The organism is Streptomyces sp. NPDC040432 (genome assembly GCF_055595445.1).
Genome location: NZ_JBVIVP010000006.1, coordinates 245,368 through 265,438, shown reverse-complemented (window position 1 = coordinate 265,438; position 20,071 = coordinate 245,368). Strand labels below are relative to the sequence as shown.

The window sequence follows — 20,071 nt, the reverse complement described above, 5'->3', positions numbered from 1 at the left end:
CGCCACGCCTCCGACCCTCGGGCCGGAGCGCCTGGTTCCGCTCCAGCCGACCGTTTGCCCCGGCGAACTACGGGCAAACGGGAAGGTGATCCACCTCACGCGCTGAACGGCGGGTGGGTGACCCGGCTCACGCGACGGTCGGCGCACGGCGGGTGACCGGGGTGGCGCACCGGTGGACCGCGGATCGGTGACGGGACTCACGCGACGGTCGGCGCACGAACGGTGACGGGGCTCACGCCCGGGTGACGGCGGATCGTGAGGGGGCTCACGCGCGGTCGGCGGACGGGCGGCGGGGCTCGACCGGGACGCCCACGGTCGCGGGGGCATGGAGAGGGGCAGGTCCGGCAGTGGCCGGTCAGGGTCGGTCCCGGACATGCCGCCGGGGCGGGCGGCCGGTGATCCGGCTCACGCCCGCCCGGTTGGGGCTCGGTCGCGCGGTGTCAGGCCCGGCCGGCGAGGGCGGGGTGCGCGGCCGTGTCGGGGTCCTCCAGCATGGACGTCCGCAGGTGGGCCAGGAGGCGGGTCAGCAGCCGGGAGACCTGCATCTGGGAGATGCCGAGGGCGGCGCCGATCTGGGCCTGGGTGAGCTCCTCGCCGAAGCGCATCTGCAGCATCCGGCGTTCGCGGTCGGTGAGTCGTTCGAGCAGCGGGGCGAGGGTCTGGATGTCCTCGACGAGTTCCATCGCCGGCTCCTCCTCGCCCATGACGTCGGCGAGGGTGTGGCCCTCGGTGGGCCCGTCGCCGTGCTCGCTGTGCGGGGCGTCGAGGGAGCCGCTGGTGTGGCCGTTGGCCGCGACCAGTCCCTCAACGACCTCCTCGTCCGTGAGGTCGAGGTGGGCGGCCAGGTCGGAGACGGTCGGCGAACGGTCCAGGCGGACCGTGAGCTCCTCCTTCGCCTTGGCGATGTCTATGCGCAGCTCCTGGAGCCGGCGCGGGACGCGCACGGCCCAGCTGGTGTCGCGGAAGTGCCGCTTGATCTCGCCCGTGATGTACGGCATGGCGAGCGTGGAGAACTCGTTCTCGCGGGCCGGGTCGAACCGGTCGATGGCCTTGATGAGGCCGATGGTGCCGACCTGGACGATGTCCTCGATGTCCCCGCCGTCGCCACGGCCGCGGAAGCGGCGCACGGCGTACTGGACGAGTGAGGCGTTCATCTCGATGAGCGTGTTGCGGACGTACTGGTACTCCGGCGTGCCCTCGGAAAGTTCACGGAGGCGCTTGAAGAACGCCTTCGACAGCTCCCTCGCGTCCGACGGGGCCACTTCGCGCGGCTCGTCGATCCGGGGCAGGCCCGCACTGCGGGCGGCGACCTCGGCGCTCCGGCGGGGGCCGGGCACGGCGGCGGCGCGGGTAACGGTGTCGGCGGTATGGGTGGTGGGGGCGGGTACCGGCATGGGGTTCGCTCCTTGGGCTTGTCGGCTTGCGGCGCGGGACCTTGACTGCGGTAGATGTTTGCGCTTCCCAGCTCATACGTCAAGAAACACCGGAAAGCCGTTTCGCGTCTTGCGTCACGTGAATCAAATGGCGCATCATGACCCCATGGGGAGTATGACGCGCCGACAAAACTGGACATTCCTGACGAATCACGCCCGCGTTCTGGTGACCATCGCCCGGGACCCGGCCGTTCGGTTGAGGGATGTCGCCGTGACGTGCGTGCTGACGGAACGCACGGTGCAGACGATCGTGGCCGACCTGGAGACTGACGGCTACCTGCGCCGCGTGCGCGACGGTCGGCGCAACCGCTACGAGATCTCCCCCGGCGCCGTGTTCAAGCACCCGGCGGAGGCGGGCGTCCAGGTGGCGGGCCTCCTCGCACTGCTCACCGGCGCCCCCTCCGCGGCCGGCCTCCCCGACCCCCTGGAGGACGGGCCGGAAGCCGGGCCCGAGGACCTGGACCTGCTCGCCGCGGACCGCTCGGAGCCCGCCGCCGACCCGGAGAACGTCCCCGTCCCCCGGGTCACCACTCCGGACCGCGCCGCCGAATAGGACCCGCGCGGCGAGCGGCCGCGGTTCGACGGGTGTCGTGTCACGTGACGCGGAAGCCGATCGCCGCCGGGTCCCGGTGGAAGGTGAGGCGGTCCCAGGTGGGGAAGGCCAGGTCCGTGACGGCGACCAGCCGGCCGGTGGGGTCGTGCAGGGTCCGGCGTACGGACAGGCCGCAGGATCCGGCCGTGGCCGCCGGCGGGTTGGTACGGGTCATGGTGATCGTCTCCGCCGAGCGGCCGCTTGCCGCGGCCCGCTCCAGCCACCGGTGCAGCGGCCGCAGGTCCTCGTCCCGGGGCGCGCCCTCACGGTCGAGGTAGCCGGCCAGTTCCGGGGTACGGGCCACCGTGCGCGGACAGAGGTGGGTCACGGCGTGCTGGAGCGTCTCCCCGGCGGGGCCGTAGGTGCGGTGGTGGTGGACCAGGGTGCGCTGTCCGCCGCTCATGCCGAGCAGCGTCGCGAGCGAGGGCGGCACCGTGACCAGGGTGAGCCGGGTGCGGGTGGGCGGGCCCACCGGGAGGGCCCGACGGTCGGGGTCGTGCGCCGCTCGCGTCGCGGGAGCCGCGGGCTCCGGTCGGCGGGCCGACGGCACGGGGCCCGCCGACCGGGTTCCCCGGCGGCCGGTCACGATCAGCCCGTCGGCGCGCAGTTCCTGGAGGGCGGCGCGGACGGTCTGCCGGTTGACCCCGTAGCGGGCGGCCAGGCTGCGTTCGGAGGGCAGCCTGGCGCCGCCGGAGTCCCTGTCGGCGCGGTCCAGTTCGTCGCGCAGCGATGCGGCGATCCGCTGGTACTTGGGCGTGGCGGCCGGGCCGCCGCCCCGTGAGGGGGAGGGCATGGCTTCTCCTCTGACGGGTGGTCAAGAAGTTCGCGGTCTGCCCGACCAACGTAGCATTGGTCTATACCTTTCGGTACGGGTGGGCCGATGACCGGCGGGACCTTGGCCGAATCACACTCCGCGGGGCCGGGCCCGTCAGCCCCGCAGCGGATTGGGCAGCGGCAGGTAGCGCGCGTCGGCGCCGTCGGCCCGGGTCCATCGCAGCAGCAGGTTCGTCTTGGCCGGAAGCCCCGGGGCGGTCAACAGCTCGGCGATCTCGGGTAGCCCGTACGCGGCGTCGTAGCGCACGAACTCCTCGCGCACCGCCGGCCACACCTCGTCGGCGAGCCGCGGATGACGCGTGGCCAGGGCACCCGCGATCTCCGCCAGGTGGTTGACGACCAGGCAGTACACCAGCCGCTGCCAGGCCGCTTCGCGCGGCATGTCCTGCGGGAGTTTCACCCCCTCGGCGTCGCGGAAGAGGGCCTGCACCGGCATGCCCCGGCCGTCGACGGCGACGAGGCAGTTCTGGAGGTGGGCCTCCAACACGATCCCGTGCCGGGCGAACAGGTCCAGCACGGGAGGCACCACGTGGCGCAGATAGGACCGCCACCAGCCGTCCGGCTCGGCGGCGCCCGCCGGCGAGCCACCGGGAAAGCCCTCGGCGAGCGCGGCGGACAGCAGCGGCGTCGCGCCCGGGACCACCGCCCCGCGCAGGCCGTCGCGGACCAGGACGGCCAGTTCCTCGAAGGCGAATCCGGCGGTGCGGTACCCGAGGTCGCGGAGCCAGACGGCGTTCGATCCGGTACGCGGGCGCGAGGCGGCGAAAGCGGCCTCGACGGCGGAGTCGACGCGGCGGAGCCTGAGCAGGTCGTGCCGCCACAGCCGGCGCACGTCGTTGGTGATCCGCACGTCGAGGCTGAACTTCGCGAACAGGTCCGTCCCCGGGTCCGGCGCGTGGACGGTCCGGATCGAAGCGGTGGGCCACACCGGGAGCCCCGTCGGCCCGAGCCGAAGCAGCCGGCCGTCGGCGAAGGCCTCGCGCACCGCCGGGTACCCCTCGATCAGGTCGAGTTGCCAGGGGTGCGCGGGCAACACCCGGTAACCGGCCGGAGGGCGCGGGCCGTCGAGGATCCCGACGAGCTCCTCGATCGCGTCGGCCGAGGCCGCGCCGCCCTCCTCGACGGCCTGGTCCTCGCGCAACCCCAGCACGACCAGCGGGAAGCGGGAGTGGGCCTCGGGCGCGTACGGCAGCCATCCCGCGGCGGGCGCCCCGCCGCGGGCCTTGGGGGCGGGGTGGTGCGGATGCCCCATCACCAGGGCCTGCTCCGAACGGAGGTACGGGTCCCCGGGCGGGACGGACTCGGCCCGCGCGGCCAGGATCGCCGCGACGGCGTCCCTGCTGTCGGTGATCTCGCCCGGCAGCTCGTCGTTGGGGACGCCCGTGTACAACGACAGTTCCTCGGAGGTGAGCTTGACCAGTTCCGTGTGGGTGAGCGGATGCCAGCCGTTCTCGGTGGCCAGTTCCGGTTCGGTGGGGCGACGCCCGCCGCGCACGCGCAGCAGCCGGCCGCTCCCGCGCAGCCGGTGGACCTCCCCGCCCTCTGCGTCGGCCACTTCCCGCAACAGGCAGTTCAGGAGCGGAGTGGCGGCGTATGCGTCGGCGGCGGCGTTGAGGTCCACTGGTTCCATTCGGTCCATCCGGTGCGCCGGGGACCCGCACGGGGGCCACCGACCGTGATCGTCAGTATCGGCGATGATGACATGATCATCAGGCAAAGCGATCCGAAAGGAACGGAACCCTGGACCGCAGCAGGCACACCCCCGACCCACCCGGCTCACCGGACCCCTCGGGCTCGTTCACCCCGTCGGGCACCCCTGCCTCACCCGCCGAGGAGGCCGTCGCCGTCGCCCTGGCCGGGGTGCGCCCCGGACTGGGTTCCGCGTACGAGGCCGCGCTGGACGGGGCGCGGGCGGCCGTTCTCACCCGGCTGTGGCGGGCCCTGGCCTTCGAGCCGCTGCCGTGGGTGGTGGGCCGCGAGCACGGCCACGGTTCGCTGACCCTGCGCCTGACGGGTGGCCACCGGCTGGAGGGGCCGCCGGCGGACCCGTACGCCACCGCCGCCTACGTGAGCGAGCTACGGCTGGACGGCCGCGTCCACCGGCAGGCGGCGCGGCTGGTCGAGGCGCTGGACGTACCGCACGGCGCCGCGTTCGCCGCGGAACTCGACGACAGCACGGCCTCCCTCGCCCTGTCCCGGGCCAACCTGCCGGCGGGGCCCCAGGAGGAGCCGACGACCGGCTGGGAGTGGGAACAGCGGGTGGTCGACGGACATCCGTACCACCCCAACTGCCGTTCCAGGCCCGGGTTCTCGGTGGCCGAGCAGTTGGCCTACGCCCCGGAGCACCGACCGTTGGTCGAGCTCGGACTGGTCCCCGTACGGGCCGAGGAGTGCCTGGTCACCGGGGAGTGGCCGGCGGAACTGCGGGACGGCGGGCGGATCCTCGTGCCGGTGCACCCGTGGCAGGCACGGCACGTGCTGAAGGGCGAGGGCCGCACGGGCGCGGCGGGCACGGACACGGGCGCGTCGGCCGACATCGCGGCGCATCCGCTGATGGCGCTGCGCACGCTCGCCCCGGCCGACGGCGGCGCGCACGTGAAGACGGCGCTGAGCACCCGTCTGACCTCGTCCGTACGGGACATCTCGGGCTACTCCATCGAGACGGCGGCCGTGGTGTCCGCCTTCGCCCACGACCTCACCGCGCGTCTCGACGGCCGGCTGCACATCACCCGCACGCTGGGCGCGGCCACCGCGCACAGTCCGGACCTGGCGGCGGTGCTCCGGGAACCCCCGGAGGCGTACGCGGGTCCCGGCGAGCGGGTCGTTCCGGTCGCGGCGCTGGCCGGCACCACCCTGGCCCGGTCGGCGTCCTGGCGGGCCGCGTTCGCCCGGCTCGCGCTCTCGGTGTGCCTGCGGGTCCTGGACCTCGGGGTGGCCCTGGAGGGGCACGGCCAGAACCTCCTCGTGGTCCTGTCCCCCACCGGCGAACCGTTGCGCCTGGTCTACCGGGACCTCGCCGACATCCGGATCAGCCCGGAGCGGCTGGCCCGGCACGGTCTGGCGGTACCCCCCTTGTCGGGGCGGCTCGTCACGGACGACACGCTCGTGCTGCGGCGCAAGCTCTTCGGTTCCCTGGTCGCCGGGGCCCTCGCCTCGACGGCGGGATCGGCGGTCGCCTTCGGCGAGGACCTGGCCGTCGCGCTCGACGGGATCGCGCCCGGAGCGGACGGTGAGGCGCTGCGCTCCGGGCCGCTCCCGGTGAAGGCGTTGACCCTGATGCGGCTGAGTCCGGGCGTGCCCGGGGACCAGTGGGCGGAACTTCCGCACCCGCCGGCCGGCTTCGGGCCGGGGTCCGATCGGGGGTGAGTCGCGGGGCCGACCGGGCTACGTTCAGGGCATGACGCAGACCTCGTACCTCCATTCCGTACGGGCGTCCTACGACGCCGTCGCCGTCGACTACGCCCGGCTGCTCGGTCCGGCCCTGGCGGGCAAACCGTTGGACCGGGCCATGCTGGGCGCGTTCGCCGAATGCGTGCGCGGTGACGGTCGCGGCGGGGCGGTGGCCGACCTGGGGTGCGGTCCCGGACGGGTGACGGCCCACCTGGACGGGCTCGGCGTGCGGGCCTTCGGGGTGGACCTGTCGCCCGCGATGGTGGCGGTGGCCCGCCGCAGCTATCCGGGGTTGCGGTTCGAGGTGGGGCCGATGGCCGCGCTGGACGTCGCGGACGGGGTGCTGGGCGGGGTGCTGGCCTGGTACGCGACGGTGCACACACCGCCGGGGGAACTCCCGGGCGTCTTCGCGGAGTTCGCGCGCGTACTGGCCCCGGGCGGCTACGCGTTGACCGCCTTCGAGGCCGGTGACGAACTGCTCCGGTTGGAACACGCCTACGGCCGACCGGTCGACCTCGACGTCTACCGGACGCCGCCCGCCCTGATCGCCGGGCTGTTGACGGGGGCCGGGCTGACGGAGGTCGCCCGCCTCGTGCGGGAACCCGATGCCGACGAGGACTCCGCCCAGGCCTTCCTGTTGTTCCGCAAACCCACGACCGCCCCGGAGGGCTCCCCGGTCCGATAAGCCGTTCGGGCGACAATAGTGGCTCGGCGGGCCCGCCTTCGGGGCGAACCGACCGGGCGATGGCAGGAAGGAGGGATGAGCCTCCAACGCCGCCGGGTCCTCGCGGGAGCGGCTGCCGCAGTCCTGGCCACCGTCGGGGCCGCCGGTCGGGCCCCCGACTTCGGGGCTCTCGCCCGGGCGATGGACGGTCGGCTGGTCCTGCCGGGGGACGGTGACTACGCCGAGGCGCGACAGCTGTTCCAGCCCCGCCACGACACCGTCGCACCGGCGGCCGTGGCCTACCCCGCCCACGACGGTGACGTGGCCGCCTGCCTGGACTTCGCCCGCCGCTCCGCCGTCCCGGTGGTGCCGCGCGGTGGGGGTCACAGCTACCCCGGGTGGTCGACCGTTTCCGGCGGACTGGTGATCGACGTCGGGGCCACGGCCCGGATCACCATCTCGGGGGACGAGGTCCGGATCGGCGCCGGCGCCCGACTCGCCGAGGTGAACGCGACCCTCGCCGCGCGCGGCCTGGGCATTCCCGCCGGGCTGTGCCCGTCCGTAGGCATCGCCGGGCTCACCCTCGGCGGCGGCCTCGGCCTGTCCTCCCGCGCCCACGGCACCACGTCCGACCGGCTCCTCGGCGCCCGGGTGGTGACTCCCGACGGCGTCGTGCGGGAGACCGACGCCGGCACCGACCCGTCGCTGTACTGGGCGCTGCGCGGGGGCGGGGGCGGGAACTTCGGGGTCGTCACCGAGTTCCGGTTCCGCACCCACCCGGTCACCGACGCCGCGTTCGCCGAGCTGCACTGGCCGGCCGCCGGATCGGCGGCCGTGCTCGACGGGTGGCAGCGCTGGCTCGACGCGCTCCCCGATCCGTTCTGGAGCCAGGTGGAGTTCACCCTGGAGGCAGGGCCCGTGCCCGCTCCGGCCGTCCGCGTCGTCTGCCTCGACGGGCGGGCGGAGCTGGAGCGACAGCTCACCCGGCTCGCCGACCTGGTCGGCCGGGGCCCGCAGGACAGCTGGATCGTCGTACGGAGCCACGGGGACACCCTGCGGGCGATGGCGGGCTGCCTGGACCGCACCGCCGCCCAGTGCCGACTGCCCGGGACCCTGCCCGGCCGGGATCCCCGGGGCCGCCTGGGCCGGGACTCCTACGCCGCCCGCTCCGACTTCTGGCCTGCGCCCGGGCTGCCCGGGGGCGCGGTGACCGCGGTGCTGGACGCCGCCCGACGCTACGCGCGGACCGTGCCGCGCGGCGGACGCGCGGTGGTGCAGTTCGACGGGGTGTGCGGTGGCGCCGTGAACCGTACGCGGGCCGACGCGACGGCGTTCGTCCACCGCGACAGCGCGTTTCTCGCCCAATACCTGTCCTACTGGCCCGAGTCGGCGTCCGCCACCGAGGTGGCCGCGCACCGGGCCTGGCTCGACGGGCTCTGGCAGGACCTGCGCCCGTGGGCGGGCGGCCGGGCCTACCAGAACTACGCCGACCCGAAACTGACGGGCTGGCGGGAGGCGTACTACGGGCCGAACCTCGCCCGACTGGAAGAGGTCCGGCGTTCCTACGACCCCGGCCGGCTGTTCCGCTTCCCCCAGGCCGTCTGACCCGTCCCGAACAGGAGTGAGCAGGCATGCGACGTACGTTGACGGTGGTGGCGGCCACGGCCGCACTGCTGCTGCCCGGCGGGCCGCTGCCCGCCGCCGGGACGGCGAACGCGGAGGCGGCGGCCGGACTCTGGTCGGCGCGCGAGGCCGCAGCGTTCTGGACGCCGGAACGGATGGCCTCCGCCCTACCCGTTCCCGACCCGCCGGCCGACCCCCGGGCGGCCGCTCCGCCCGTACCCGAGCCGACGGGTTCGAGCGCGCCCGTTCCGGGCGTCGCCGGGCCGGGCCCGGTGAGCGCGGGCCCGGTGGTACCCGTCCCGGTGGTACCCGGCCCGGCCGGTCCGGACCGGCCGGCTTCGGGCGGCACCACTCCGGGCGGGGCTCCGGCGGGGCACGGCGCGGCGGACCACGGCCCCGGCGCAGCGCCCGGCGACGGTCCGACAACCTCCGGGTCGGGGTCGGGATCGGAGCAGGCCGGCGGGGCGCCGGCGGCCGACGGACCGACGGGGCCGGGTTCCCTCGCGGAGCCCCCGGCCGGTGGAGCCACGCCGACCGGGCCGGGCGACGCGGCCGACGGACCGGACCGACCGGGTGCACCGGGTGGGCCCACACCGGCGTTGGTCACCCCCGAGCCCGGATCCGCCTCCGCCTCCCCCGCAGTCACCGCCACCGCCGGTCCCACGACGACTCCGGCCCCGGCCGCCCCAGCCCTCCCGGGCGCCCCGGCCGGCCCGTCACCGTCCGTCGCCGCGGGCGATCCGGTCACCCCCGCCGCCCCGGTCACCCCGACCGGTTCGGCGACGCCGACGCCCGGTTCCGCCCCCGAGCCCGCGCCGGTCGGCACCCCCTCCCGGCCCGCTCCCGCCCCGCGGCCCGCGCAACCGGCTCCCAAGCCGACACCGAAGCCCGTCGCCGCGCCGATCCCGGCGTCGGCCCGGGCGGGCGTGGGCAAGGACTTCGACGGCAGCCCGGCCGTCGGACGGATGTTCGTCATGAAGGGCGGCGGCGCGTACTTCTGCACCGCGAGCGTGGTCTCCTCCCCCGGGCGCAACCTGGTGCTCAGCGCGGCACACTGCCTGCTCGGTCCGGACTCCCGGCAGGTGGCCTTCGTACCGCGCTGGACCAAGGCGAAGCCGCAGCCGTACGGCATGTTCCCCGTGCTGCGGGACGCGGGCGGACGGCCGAAGATGTGGATCGACCCGCGCTACCGGCGCGAGGGGGCCGACCGGGCCGCCACGCTCGACGTCGCCTTCGCCCGGGTCGGCCCGAACTCCCGCGGGACGGCCGTGGAGACCGTGGTCGGCGGGAACCGGCTGGTCACCGGGGCCACGTTCGCGCACGCACGGGTCACCCTCATCGGATACCCCTCGGCGGCGGCCCGTCCGCGCGTGTGCTTCAACCGGACGACGAAGTTCACCAGCCGGGAGGCGAAGATCCCCGGCTCGTTCCTGCGGATCGCCTGCTCCGGCTATCCGGGGGGCACCAGCGGCGGCCCGTTCCTGACGCGTTACGACCAGCGCACGGGAACCGGGGACGTGGTCGGGGTCATCGGCGGCTGGAAGACGGGCGGAACCACGCCCGACGTCTCCTACAGCTCGTACTTCGGCGCGCAGATCAGGAAGCTCTACCAGGCCGCGGTCTCCGGGGCGCGGGTGGGGTGAGGACCCGTACCCGGCGGGTCCGGCGCGGATTGCCCACCGTACGCGGGGTGGCCGGTACGCCCTCCACGGTCAGCGGGTCGGCCGGGGCGAGGGCGAGCCGACGGCGCAGGTCCGCGAGGGCCGCGTGCACCGGTGCGAGGATGACCTCGGCGCGCGGGTCGATGAGGGCCAGGGCGTGCGCGGTCGTCTCGATGGTCTCGGCGGCGTCCTCCGCGGCGGTCCGGCTCCACCCTCCGGGCTTGCCGTCGGCCCACGGCAGGACGGCGTCGTAGAGGTGACAAGCGGCATCGGCCGCGGCGTCGGCCCGTTCTCCGACGCCCGGCCCCGCGATGGTCGGCAGCAGCTCCATGTCCGGTCAACGAGCGGGACCCGCCGGGGGGAACGAGCTCGGGCGGGCACGTCCGGTGGACTTGGCGGCCGCGGCGTCCGGGCCGGCTTCACGGCGGTGGCCTCCGGGTCGGCTTCGCATCGGTGAGGTCCGGGGCAGCTTCACGGCGATGGTGTGCGGGCCGCCCTCACGACCGGGTGCGGGTGGGCGGCCTCGCGTCCGGTGGCCGGTCACCGGTGCCTTCGCGTCCGGTGACCGGCTGTGGTCATCTCGTCCGAGGGGGACGGGCCGCGTGGCGGCCCACGAGGCCGTTGAGCCCTGCCGCTCCCTTCGATCGGTTGGGCGCCTCACGTCCCCGGCTCCGCCCGCCGGCTCCTCATGCACGCGCGCGCCGGCCCCCGGCGCATACGCTGGTCGGATCATGAGCCCCAGCTTCCGATCCCGAGCCCGCAGCGCCGCCCCGGCGGCCGACCGCGCCGCCCCCGACGCCGACCGCACCCCCGCGGGTTCCCGAGGCGGCCGGCAGCCCGGCGCGCTTGCGCAGTTCGCCGTCCTGCTGCGGACCCCCGCCAGGGCGGCCGAGCCGCTGTTCGCGGGGGCGCCGTCGCGCTGGCAGCGGATGCTGCCGTACGCCGTCATGGGCGTCTTCGTCGTGACGCTGCTCCCGGTGACGATCTCCGTGCTCGTCAACGACTACGCGCTGGGCGGCGGCTGGGCGGGGGCGCTCGGCGTGGCGCAGACGGTGCCGTTGCTCCTCGCCGTGACCAGACCCCTGGCCGCGTGGGGGATCGTGCTCCTCGCCGACGTCGTGGGGGCGCTGCTGCTGCTCGGCGCCGACCGGTTGGCGGGGCATGCCTGGCCGTGGACCCCGATGGTCATCGTCGGGTACCTGGCGCTGATGGTCTGCCTGGGACTTCGCGAGTCCATCAGGACGCTGGTCACGGTGTGGCTGGCGACGGGCGCGGCCGGGGTGGCGCTCGGCTTCACCGGGACGGACGGGGTGACCAACACCGCCGCCCTGCTGTTCGTGCTGGCCGGCGCCCTGTTGGCGGTGACCGGGGCGCTGCGCGGGCTGGGTGACGCGCAGCAGCGGATCGTCGAGCAGGAGAGCATCAGCGAGGCGGAGCGGTCACGGCGGACGCTGCTGGAGGAACGGGCGAGGATCGCCAGGGAGTTGCACGACGTGGTGGCCCATCACATGTCGGTGATCACCGTGCAGGCCGATTCCGCGCCGTACCGGCTGCCCGGCATGGCGGATCCGGTCCGCGAGGAGTTCGAGGCGATCGCCGCCAGTGCCCGCGAGTCCTTGGGCGAGATGCGGCGGTTGCTGACGGTGCTGCGCGGTGACGGGGCGGCCGGTGACGGCGAGCGGGCCCCCCAACCGGGGATGGACCGGATCCAACAGTTGGTCGAGGCGATCGTACGGGCCGGTCAGCCGGTCGAGTTGTCGCTGGCGGCCGGTGTCGGCGACGGGGTTCCGCCCGCGGTGGACCTGTCGGCGTACCGGATCGTGCAGGAGGCCCTGGCGAACGTGGTGCGGCACGCGCCGGGCGCCCGGACCCGGGTGTCGGTGACCCGGGACGCCGGGGAGGTCCTGGTGTTGGTGGTCAACGGCCGCGCCCGGGAGGCGGTGGTGGAGCTGGAGGGGTCGGGCACGGGGCACGGTCTGGTCGGAATGCGCGAGCGCGTACGGTTGACGGGCGGGACCCTGGACACCGGGCCGCTGCCCGACGGGGGCTTCCGGGTCGCCGCCCGTCTCCCGCTGGACGGCGGGGACGCGTCCGCCGAGACGAACGAGGACAGCAGTTGACCATCCGCGTGATCATCGTCGACGACCAGGCCATGGTGCGGGCGGGTTTCGCCGCCCTGCTGTCGGCCCAGGCCGACATCGACGTGGTGGGCGAGGCAGCCGACGGGCGCCAAGGCGTACAGGTGTCGCGGACCGTGCACCCCGACGTGGTGTTGATGGACGTGCGGATGCCCGAGCTCGACGGCCTGTCGGCGGCCCGCGAGCTGCTCGATCCGCCGCCCGGCGTGGTGCACCGGCCGAAGGTGCTCATGCTGACGACCTTCGACATCGACGACTACGTGTACGAGGCGCTGCGCGCGGGCGCGTCCGGGTTCCTGCTGAAGGACGCCCCGCCGGCGGACCTGATCGCCGCGGTCCGGGTGGTCGCCTCGGGCGAGGCGCTGCTGGCGCCTTCGGTGACCAGGCGGCTCATCGCGGACTTCGTCCGACAGCGGCCGGCGCCGCGCAAGGATCCGGCGCTGCGCCTGAACGGGCTGACGCCGCGTGAGACCGAGGTACTGGAACTCATCGCGCGCGGGTTGTCGAACCAGGAGATCGCCGCCCATCTGGTGCTCGCGGAGCAGACGGTGAAGACCCACATCGGTCGGGTGCTCGGCAAGCTGGACCTGCGTGACCGGGCCCAAGCGGTCATCTTCGCCTACGAGGCGGGTCTGGTCCGGCCGGGCGACTCGGCCTGACGGGACGCCTCGGGTCGGAGGTCGCCTTCAGGACGTCCCGGCCGGGGCGCCTCGGCCAAGTCGTCACGGCCAAGTCGTCACGGCCGGGCGTCGGTGTCCGGAAGCCTCCGTCCGGGAGTCGTCTCCTCCACCCCCTACTGGGGTATGACCTCCGAGTTGGCTCCCCGGTGCGACGTGCCGTGCGGTACCTCCTTCCTACCTTCCTCCTCGTCACGAGGAGAGGAGAAGGGGCATGCGCCGCTTCGCAAGGACCATGGGGGCGGCCGCGCTGGCCGTGGCCGTCGTCGCGGGAACCGCCGGCTGGGCCGCGGGGGACGCGCAGGCCGTGGTCACCGGCCCGCCGCCGGGCACCGCCGACTGGCGGGCCGCAGGGACGACGGAGCGGCCGCTGCCCGATCCGTGGACGGCGACCCCCGCCGAGGTGGCACGGTTCTTCGCGGGCATCGACGAGGCCCGCGCGCTGGAGCTGCTGCGCGCCCACCCGTCGGTCGTCGGGAACCTGGAGGGGGCTCCCCTCCCCCTGCGGTACGAGGCCAATCGGCTGGCCATCATCGCCACGGGTCAGGCGCGGTACGCCTCCCTCGCCGCTCCGGACCGCCGGATCCTGGCCTTCGACCCGCGGGGTCGGGGGCAGGTCGTCGAGGTGTTCGGGGACCTGGAACACGCCTCGCGCGTCTCGGTGATCGTGCCGGGGTCGGACAACGACGCCGTCTCCCACGACGCCCCGCGGGCGCCCGCCACGGGCCCGGCGGGCGCGGCCCGCGCGCTGCGGGAGGCGACGGGCGGGCAGGGCGCCGTCATCGCGTGGACCGGCTACACGACGCCGGTCGGGGTCGGCGTGGACGCGGCGTCCGGGAGGCTCGCGGAGGCCGGTGCGGTCCGGCTGGCCCGGTTCACGGCGGGGCTCGACGCGGTCGGCGTCCCCGATCCGGTGCTCTTCTGCCACAGCTACGGCTCGGTGGTCTGCGGTCTGGCGGCCCGGCACACCGACGCCACCGACATCGTCGTGTTCGGCTCGCCGGGAATGCGGGCGGGGCACGTCACCGACCTGCGGACCGCAGCCCGCGTCTGGGCCGCCCGTGGCCCGGACGACTGGATCGCGGACGTGCCGAACGTCGAGTTCGGCGGGCTCGGGCACGGCGCCGACCCGGTCGCGCCCGGTTTCGGTGCCCGCCGGATCCCCGCCGGCGACGTCCGGGGCCACACCGGCTACTTCGCCCCCGGCACGGGTTCCCTGGCGGCGTTCGCCGCGATCGCGCGGGGAGGGTCCCGATGAGCGCGACGACCCTCGTACGGCGGACGGCCGACCGCATCGACCGGCGGACGCCGTCGCACCGCGATCGGGCCGTGGACGGTCTGCGGGCCGTCGCCCTGCTGGCGGTTCCGACCGGGCACTGGCTGCTCGGAGGCTTCACGGTGGACCCGGCCGGTGGCCTGCACAACGCCAGCCCGCTCTCCGCCTTCGGGGGCCTGGCCCCGGCGAGCTGGGTGCTCCAGATGCTCGGCATCTTCTTCCTGGTCGGCGGCTACGCCTCGGCGCTGTCGTTCCGGCGCCGCCCGGGCTCCACGGGCGCCTGGCTGAGGGCCCGGATCGTCCGGCTGGGCCGGCCGGTGCTCGGGGTGACGGCGGTGTGGGCGTTGGCCGTCCCGCTGCTGTACGCCGCCGGGGTGCCGGAGGTCACGCTGCGGACCGGGGCCACGCTGGTGGTCCAACCGCTCTGGTTCGTCGGGGTGTACGTGGTGGTGACGGCGCTGACCCCGTACTGCGTGCGGGCGGCCCGGTGGCTCGGTGGGTGGGCGGCGGCCCCGCTGCTCGCCTCCGTCGCGGTGGTGGACCTGCTGCGCTACGGGCCGTACGCGGAGGCCGTGCCGTCCTGGTCGGCCGTGCTGAACGTGCTGCCGGGCTGGCTGTTCGCGTACCAGTTGGGCGTCTCGTGGGGTGAGCGTCGGATCGGGCGGCGCGGGGCGTGGCTGCTGTTGGTGGGCGGGGCCGCACTGTTCGCGGTGCTGCTGGTGGTGTTCCACTACCCGGCGTCGATGGTCGGGGTGCCGGGTGAGGCGCGGACGAACTCGCACCCGCCTTCGCTGCTGGTGTTGGCGCTGGCATCGGTGCAGTCGGGGGCGGCGATCCTGGTGCGGGACCGGTTGGCGGGGCTGTTGGCGCGACCGCTGCTGTGGGCGCCGGTGGTCGCGGTGAACCTGTGCGCGATGACGATCCTGTGCTGGCACCAGAGCGCGATGTTGGCGGCGGCCGTTCCCGCGTCCCTCGTCGGTGAGGTGGCCGGGTTGACGACGGCGCCGGTCACCGCGGGGTGGATCGTGGCGCGGGTGGCGTGGATGCCGGTGTTCGGGCTGCTGCTGGTGGTCATCGCCCGTTACGCGCGCCGCTTCGAGGCGCCGCCCGGAGACGGCCGGCGGTCGTCGGTGGCGCGCGGGGCCGTGGCGGGGGTGCTGGCGGCGGGTTTCGCGGTGTTCGCCCTGGGTCTGGCGTAGGTCGCGTCGGCGACGGCCGTCCGCCGGGGCGGCGGAGCCCCGGGTACGGCGAGAGCGCCGCTCCCGGTGGGGAGCGGCGCTCTCGTGTCAGGTGCCGTGCGGGCGCCGGGTCAGGCGATGGAGGCCGCCACGATGGCGGCGACGGCGAGGTTGCAGCATGCGGTGACCCAGACGGCCGGGTGGGGCTCCGGGTCGACGACGATGGCACCGAGCTTGCCCGGGGTGACCAGGTCGAGCACCAGGAAGGCCACCGCCATGAGGATCAGGCCCAGCAGGCCGAAGGCGGCGGTGGACAGCAGGCCCTTGCCGAAGTCCTCGTACGTGGTCCAGATCGAGGTGAAGACGATGCCGCCGATGCCGAGGAGCGCGGAGCTGAGCAGGAGGGCGGCGTTGCGGTTGCGCTCCTCCCAGATCTGCTTCGGGAGCTTCCCGGGCGTCAGCACGTCCACCAGGACGATGCCGAGGATCAGCAGGACCAGGCCGACGGCGCCGAACGCGCTGGTGCGGCCAAGTCCGTTGATGATGTCGCTCATTGAGAAGCCTGTCTCCGGGTGGGTAGGAAAGGTGGCGGTGGCGTGTCCGCCGTGGGCTGGCCGAATCTATCGCACGGCCCGGCGGCGGACCATGGGGAGGTCAGGAAATGGCAAAGGTCAGGGCCGCGAGGGCCGCCGAGGCACCGGAGCTGACCGCGCTCGTGCTGCGTTCCAAGGCGTACTGGGGGTACGACGCGGAGTTCCTCGCGGCGTGCGCCCCGCAGTTGCGGATCGTGGGCGCGCAGGTGGCGGCCCGGCGGATCGTGGTGGCGCAGGACGAGGATGACGGGCGGCTCCTGGGGCTCGCCTCGCTGGAGGAGTGGGAGGGCACCGCCGTCCCGGCGGACGGCCCGGTGCCGGACGGCCCGGTGGCTCCGCGGGACCGCCCGTCGGACCCGGACGCGCACGGCCCGGTGCCGGGCGTCCCCCGGGGCGGGGTGGGGTCGGGCCCCGTCGCGCGGCTCGGGCTGCTGTTCGTGGAGCCGGACGCCATCGGGCGGGGCATCGGCCGGCTCCTGTACCGGGACGCGGTGCGCCGGGCCGTCGCTCTCGGGGTCCGCCGGCTGCTGGTCGACGCCGATCCGCACGCGGCGGGCTTCTACCGGGCGATGGGCGCGGTGCCGTCGGGAAGGTCCCCGGAGGGTCTGCTCCGGTTCGAGGTGGCTCCGGTGCCCCTGGCGGAGTGGGCGCGGGCCTGGACGGGTGGGATCCCGGCCGTGCACGTGGGCAACGTGGCGGAGTTCAACGCCCAGTTCCAGGACGCCTCCCTGGACGACCGGCAGGGCGCCGCGCACCACTACGCCTGCCTGGCCGCCTTCTACAGCCCCTCCCCCGCGGCCCTGGTGCTGCCCCGGGCGGTGCCGCCGGGCTGGATCCGGCTGGTCGGCCGGCAGTTGGGGTGGGGGCCGGAGGTGGAGGTGTACGACGGCGTGGCGGAGCGGGGTTCCGGGTTGTCGGACAGCGTACGGGCCCGGCCGGCGCTCGCGGAGCGGGTGACGGGGCGCGGGCTGCCCCTCGTGCCGTGGGGGCGGACGGCGGCGTTCGCGGGGCTGGTGGGCCTTCCGTGGCGACCCCGGGAGCTGCGCCACGAGTCCAAGTCGGCGGCGCACGCCCTGTTCGGCCGGATCGTGGCGGGCGGCGAACATCCGCGGATCGTCCGGCCCGGGCAGTGGCGGGCGGACAACCGCTGGACGGCGGTACGGCTGTTGGCGGCGCGGGCCCGGGCGGGCGAGAGCACCGTTCTCAAGTCGGAGCACGGCGTCGGGGGTTCGGGCACGACGGTGGTGACGCCTGCCGCCGTCCGGGAGGCGGGCGGGGCCCGGGCGGTGCTGCGGCGCCTGCCGCGCGGTCCCCTGCTGGTGGAGGAGTACGTCGCCGGCCCGACGGGCCCGGATGCCGGGCCCCGGGACCTCACCTACGACGGCTTCGTGGACGGCTCGGGTCGGGTGCGCGAGGTGGGCGCGGCGGTGATGGACGTGGTCGACGGCGCCTATCGGGGCGCGACGGTGGGTCCCGGGGTGGTGCCCGGCGCGTTGGAGGGGCCGCTGTTGGCGTTCGGGCGTGCGGTGGGCCGGGAGTTGGCCGGCTGCGGCTACCGGGGCTGGTTCGACGTGGACTTCGTCACGGACCCCGCGGGGCGGCTCGCGCCGACGGAGACCAATCTGCGGCTGACCGGGCCGTCGGTGGCGTTCATGGTCGCGGCGCGGCTCGACGTGCTGCGGGGAGCCGGGCACCTGGTCCGGATCGCCGACCGGGTGGAGCTCGGCGCCCGGCTGCCGGAGCCCCAGTGGGACGAGCTGTGCGCGGAACTCGTGCGGGACTGCGCGGACCTGGGCGCGGTGTTCGTCCCGGCCGTCCCCACCGCCGCCTTCGATCCGGCTCCGTGGTTCGGGATGCTGGTCGCCGCGCACGACGCCGGGGTGCTGGACGCGGCCGAGGAGTTGGTGCGGACGAGGGCCCTCGCCGTGGGTGCGGGCTTCGCGCCGGACGGGGTTCAGTCGTCGAAGTCGAAGGGGCTCACCGGTCTGCGGGTGACGTAGAAGGCCGCCACGGCGGCGGCGATCATCAAGGGCACGTTGAAGACGTACACGAGGGCGGCCTGGCGGGCCCAGTCCTGTTTCGCCGCCAGCCGGTAGAGGTTGTCCTGGGGCCACCAGGAGACCAGGAGGTACACGATCGCGAGGTGGGCGGCCGTGGTGATGCGCCGGCCCCGACGTTGGGCGAGCATCCGGCGGCGGCCGTTGAACAGGAACATCACGCCCAGGCCGAAGGCCAGGCATTCGAGCACGTGGAGGAGCCCGAAGAGGACCGCCCAGTGGAGGGGGATGCCGGTGAGGTCGGTCGATCCGGGCCACAGCAGGTTCGTGACGAGGCGTGCGACGGCCCCGATGGCGAGCGCGCCGCAGCCGACGGCGCACGACAGCGTGCCCCCACCGGTGCTCGCGCCGCCGTACTTGACGGCGCCGGTGTGCGCGCCGTACCCGGGCGGGGTGGGGGCGAGGAGTTGCGGCGGTCGTGGTACGGCGGCCCGGTCCTCCTGGCCGGCACGGGTCCGGGGCAGGGCCCGCAGTCGGATCACGGCGCGCGGGGCGAGGCCCGCGGGCACCTTGTCGGCCAGGTGGTCGCGGAGTTCCCCGGTGTCGGGGAGGGCGCCGGCCGGGGTCCCGGGAGGTGCGCCGTGCGGCGGGGCGACGTAGGCGACGAGCCGGTGCTCCCCCTTCCCGCCGGGGACGGCGGCCACGATGGCCGCGCCGATGCGGGGGTGGGTGCGGATCGCGGATTCCAGGGGATGGGGGTCGACGGGGCGGCCGTCGAGGTCGAAGCGGTCGCGGAGCCGGCCCCCGAACTCCAGCAGGCCGTCGGGACCGAGCCGGCCGAGGTCACCGGTGGGGACGGCGTCGCCGCCCCCGGGCGGGGTGAGGTGGATCTCCCCGTCGTGTACGTCGGCCCGGCAGCCGGGGTGGGGGATGCCCAGCAGGGAGAGCCGTTCGGGGTCGTCGAGGGGTCGGGGCAGCTGCGGGAGTTCGAACCAGGTTCCGTTGCCGGCGCACTCGGTGAGGCCGTAGACGTTGAGCACGCGCGCGCCGGGCCGCAACGCGGCCTGGACTGCCGACTGTTCGTCGAGGTGGAGCCGGTCCCCGGTGACGGCGACGAGCCTCAGCGCACCGGTTCGGGGGTCGCTCGCGTGACGGGACCGCGCGGGTGGGGGTACCCGGACGGGGTCGGGCAGCAGGGCGAGGGCGCCCGCCGGGTCGGTGTGCAGGACGCTGACGCGCTCGGTGACGACGGCCCTCAGGAGGTCCTCGGCGAGCGGCAGGGGGCCCGGGGGCAGGACGAGGGCGCCGCCGGAGCACAGGGCCCGGGTCCAGCCCGCGGCGAAGGCCGTGACGTCGGGTCCGCAGGTGAAGAGGTGCCGGTCCTCGGGGGTGAGTCGGGCGGTCTCGGCCCAGCCCTCGTGAGCGGCGAGCAGCAGCGCGTGGCCGGCGCGGACCGGGCGGGGTTCGGCGGAGCCGGTGAACAGGACGGCGGCGGGCGGACCGGTCTCGGCTCGGTGCGGTGGGCCGGTCCCCGGTCCCGGGCGGGCGGGTGGATCGGCGGGCCGTTCGGCGATCCGGGCCGCTTCCTCGTCGAGGAGCAGGGTGCGGCGACCGTCGCCGAGGTCGAGGCGGGCGTGGTGCGACGTGTGGGTGAGCAGCAGGTCCGGGCGGAGTGCGGCGAGCCGGGACCGGGCCGCGTGCGGGTCCCCGGCGTCGAGGAGGGTGTAGGTGCCGTCGGCCTTGAGGACGGCGAGTACGGCGACGATCAGGTCGGGGTGGAGGGTGGTGGCGACGGCCACCAGGGGGTGGGCGGTCGGGCCCGACTCCAGGAGGTGGTGGGCCAGCCGGTTCGCCCGCGCGTCGAGTTCCGCGTAGGTGAGGCCGTCCGGGCCGGCGAGGAGGGCGGGGGCCTCGGGGGTGTCCCGGGCCCACCGCTCGAAGCGTTCCAGGACCGTGTCGAGGGCGGGCCGGCCGGGGCGGGCGGACTTCGGTGCCTGCGTCATGTCCCGATGATG

16 protein-coding genes are annotated in these 20,071 nt (G+C 75.2%); 10 read left to right on the top strand and 6 right to left on the bottom strand.

The window, feature by feature from the left end:
- Positions 1-440: 440 nt before the first annotated feature.
- Complete coding sequence (locus tag ACZ58N_RS16460; protein ID WP_471159675.1) at positions 441-1,394, bottom strand: SigB/SigF/SigG family RNA polymerase sigma factor; 954 nt, start codon at positions 1,392-1,394, stop codon at positions 441-443.
- A 250-nt stretch (positions 1,395-1,644) separates the two neighbouring features.
- Between ACZ58N_RS16460 and ACZ58N_RS16455 the strand changes: the two genes are divergently transcribed.
- Positions 1,645-1,986 carry a hypothetical protein gene (locus ACZ58N_RS16455; RefSeq protein WP_471159673.1) on the top strand — a complete coding sequence of 114 codons (342 nt, stop codon included), beginning with the start codon at positions 1,645-1,647 and terminating at the stop codon, positions 1,984-1,986.
- A 40-nt stretch (positions 1,987-2,026) separates the two neighbouring features.
- Here the strand turns inward: ACZ58N_RS16455 and ACZ58N_RS16450 are convergent, their stop codons facing one another.
- Together ACZ58N_RS16450 and ACZ58N_RS16445 are read right to left on the bottom strand one after the other, a co-directional pair.
- Positions 2,027-2,818: a GntR family transcriptional regulator gene (locus tag ACZ58N_RS16450; protein ID WP_471159671.1), complete on the bottom strand. Its 792-nt coding sequence runs from the start codon at positions 2,816-2,818 to the stop codon at positions 2,027-2,029.
- A 135-nt stretch (positions 2,819-2,953) separates the two neighbouring features.
- Positions 2,954-4,498: an IucA/IucC family protein gene (locus ACZ58N_RS16445; RefSeq protein ID WP_471159669.1), complete on the bottom strand. Its 1,545-nt coding sequence runs from the start codon at positions 4,496-4,498 to the stop codon at positions 2,954-2,956.
- Positions 4,499-4,719: 221 nt separating this feature from the next.
- Here ACZ58N_RS16445 and ACZ58N_RS16440 point away from each other — a divergent pair, with 221 nt between their 5' ends.
- The 4 genes from ACZ58N_RS16440 (at position 4,720) to ACZ58N_RS16425 (ending at position 10,179) form a co-directional block, all read left to right on the top strand.
- Positions 4,720-6,225 carry an IucA/IucC family protein gene (locus ACZ58N_RS16440; RefSeq protein ID WP_471159667.1) on the top strand — a complete coding sequence of 502 codons (1,506 nt, stop codon included), beginning with the start codon at positions 4,720-4,722 and terminating at the stop codon, positions 6,223-6,225.
- Positions 6,226-6,256: 31 nt separating this feature from the next.
- Positions 6,257-6,934 (top strand): class I SAM-dependent methyltransferase, encoded by a 678-nt coding sequence (locus tag ACZ58N_RS16435; RefSeq protein WP_471159665.1) that lies wholly within the window; start codon positions 6,257-6,259, stop codon positions 6,932-6,934.
- A gap of 75 nt (positions 6,935-7,009) precedes the next feature.
- Positions 7,010-8,518 carry an FAD-binding oxidoreductase gene (locus ACZ58N_RS16430; protein ID WP_471159663.1) on the top strand — a complete coding sequence of 503 codons (1,509 nt, stop codon included), beginning with the start codon at positions 7,010-7,012 and terminating at the stop codon, positions 8,516-8,518.
- Between the two features lie 26 nt (positions 8,519-8,544).
- Positions 8,545-10,179 (top strand): serine protease family protein, encoded by a 1,635-nt coding sequence (locus tag ACZ58N_RS16425; protein ID WP_471159660.1) that lies wholly within the window; start codon positions 8,545-8,547, stop codon positions 10,177-10,179.
- Here the strand turns inward: ACZ58N_RS16425 and ACZ58N_RS16420 are convergent.
- Entirely contained in the window at positions 10,133-10,528 is a 396-nt protein-coding gene (locus ACZ58N_RS16420; protein ID WP_471159659.1) for a hypothetical protein, read from the bottom strand. The genes ACZ58N_RS16425 and ACZ58N_RS16420 overlap by 47 nt on opposite strands.
- Before the next feature lie 400 nt (positions 10,529-10,928).
- Between ACZ58N_RS16420 and ACZ58N_RS16415 the strand changes: the two genes are divergently transcribed.
- From ACZ58N_RS16415 to ACZ58N_RS16400, 4 genes are all read left to right on the top strand, one after another.
- Positions 10,929-12,317 (top strand): sensor histidine kinase, encoded by a 1,389-nt coding sequence (locus tag ACZ58N_RS16415; RefSeq protein ID WP_471159657.1) that lies wholly within the window; start codon positions 10,929-10,931, stop codon positions 12,315-12,317.
- Positions 12,314-12,994 carry a response regulator transcription factor gene (locus ACZ58N_RS16410; RefSeq protein ID WP_356871978.1) on the top strand — a complete coding sequence of 227 codons (681 nt, stop codon included), beginning with the start codon at positions 12,314-12,316 and terminating at the stop codon, positions 12,992-12,994. The genes ACZ58N_RS16415 and ACZ58N_RS16410 overlap by 4 nt, the downstream gene beginning before the upstream one ends.
- 232 nt (positions 12,995-13,226) lie before the next feature.
- Positions 13,227-14,270 (top strand): alpha/beta hydrolase, encoded by a 1,044-nt coding sequence (locus ACZ58N_RS16405; RefSeq protein WP_471159654.1) that lies wholly within the window; start codon positions 13,227-13,229, stop codon positions 14,268-14,270.
- On the top strand, positions 14,267-15,487 hold the full coding sequence (locus ACZ58N_RS16400; RefSeq protein WP_471159652.1) for an acyltransferase family protein: 1,221 nt from the start codon (positions 14,267-14,269) through the stop codon (positions 15,485-15,487). Before ACZ58N_RS16405 ends, ACZ58N_RS16400 begins: the two co-directional genes overlap by 4 nt.
- 110 nt (positions 15,488-15,597) lie before the next feature.
- Here ACZ58N_RS16400 and ACZ58N_RS16395 read toward each other — a convergent pair whose 3' ends face one another.
- On the bottom strand, positions 15,598-16,020 hold the full coding sequence (locus ACZ58N_RS16395) for a DUF350 domain-containing protein (RefSeq protein ID WP_471159650.1): 423 nt from the start codon (positions 16,018-16,020) through the stop codon (positions 15,598-15,600).
- A 107-nt stretch (positions 16,021-16,127) separates the two neighbouring features.
- Here ACZ58N_RS16395 and ACZ58N_RS16390 point away from each other — a divergent pair, with 107 nt between their 5' ends.
- A complete protein-coding gene (locus ACZ58N_RS16390) occupies positions 16,128-18,059 on the top strand; it encodes a GNAT family N-acetyltransferase (RefSeq protein ID WP_471159648.1) in 1,932 nt (643 codons plus the stop codon).
- Here the strand turns inward: ACZ58N_RS16390 and ACZ58N_RS16385 are convergent.
- Positions 18,014-20,059: an AMP-binding protein gene (locus ACZ58N_RS16385; RefSeq protein WP_471159647.1), complete on the bottom strand. Its 2,046-nt coding sequence runs from the start codon at positions 20,057-20,059 to the stop codon at positions 18,014-18,016. The genes ACZ58N_RS16390 and ACZ58N_RS16385 overlap by 46 nt on opposite strands.
- Between the last annotated feature and the right edge of the window lie 12 nt (positions 20,060-20,071).

What these genes read in the sequence shown, in the direction of transcription:
- ACZ58N_RS16460 (WP_471159675.1), bottom strand. Translation starts at nt 1,394, where the DNA reads ATGCCGGTACCCGCCCCCACCACCCATACCGCCGACACCGTTACCCGC.
- ACZ58N_RS16450 (WP_471159671.1), bottom strand. Translation starts at nt 2,818, where the DNA reads ATGCCCTCCCCCTCACGGGGCGGCGGCCCGGCCGCCACGCCCAAGTAC.
- ACZ58N_RS16445 (WP_471159669.1), bottom strand. Translation starts at nt 4,498, where the DNA reads ATGGACCGAATGGAACCAGTGGACCTCAACGCCGCCGCCGACGCATAC.
- ACZ58N_RS16435 (WP_471159665.1), top strand. Translation starts at nt 6,257, where the DNA reads ATGACGCAGACCTCGTACCTCCATTCCGTACGGGCGTCCTACGACGCC.
- ACZ58N_RS16430 (WP_471159663.1), top strand. Translation starts at nt 7,010, where the DNA reads ATGAGCCTCCAACGCCGCCGGGTCCTCGCGGGAGCGGCTGCCGCAGTC.
- ACZ58N_RS16425 (WP_471159660.1), top strand. Translation starts at nt 8,545, where the DNA reads ATGCGACGTACGTTGACGGTGGTGGCGGCCACGGCCGCACTGCTGCTG.
- ACZ58N_RS16420 (WP_471159659.1), bottom strand. Translation starts at nt 10,528, where the DNA reads ATGGAGCTGCTGCCGACCATCGCGGGGCCGGGCGTCGGAGAACGGGCC.
- ACZ58N_RS16415 (WP_471159657.1), top strand. Translation starts at nt 10,929, where the DNA reads ATGAGCCCCAGCTTCCGATCCCGAGCCCGCAGCGCCGCCCCGGCGGCC.
- ACZ58N_RS16405 (WP_471159654.1), top strand. Translation starts at nt 13,227, where the DNA reads ATGCGCCGCTTCGCAAGGACCATGGGGGCGGCCGCGCTGGCCGTGGCC.
- ACZ58N_RS16400 (WP_471159652.1), top strand. Translation starts at nt 14,267, where the DNA reads ATGAGCGCGACGACCCTCGTACGGCGGACGGCCGACCGCATCGACCGG.
- ACZ58N_RS16395 (WP_471159650.1), bottom strand. Translation starts at nt 16,020, where the DNA reads ATGAGCGACATCATCAACGGACTTGGCCGCACCAGCGCGTTCGGCGCC.
- ACZ58N_RS16390 (WP_471159648.1), top strand. Translation starts at nt 16,128, where the DNA reads ATGGCAAAGGTCAGGGCCGCGAGGGCCGCCGAGGCACCGGAGCTGACC.
- ACZ58N_RS16385 (WP_471159647.1), bottom strand. Translation starts at nt 20,059, where the DNA reads ATGACGCAGGCACCGAAGTCCGCCCGCCCCGGCCGGCCCGCCCTCGAC.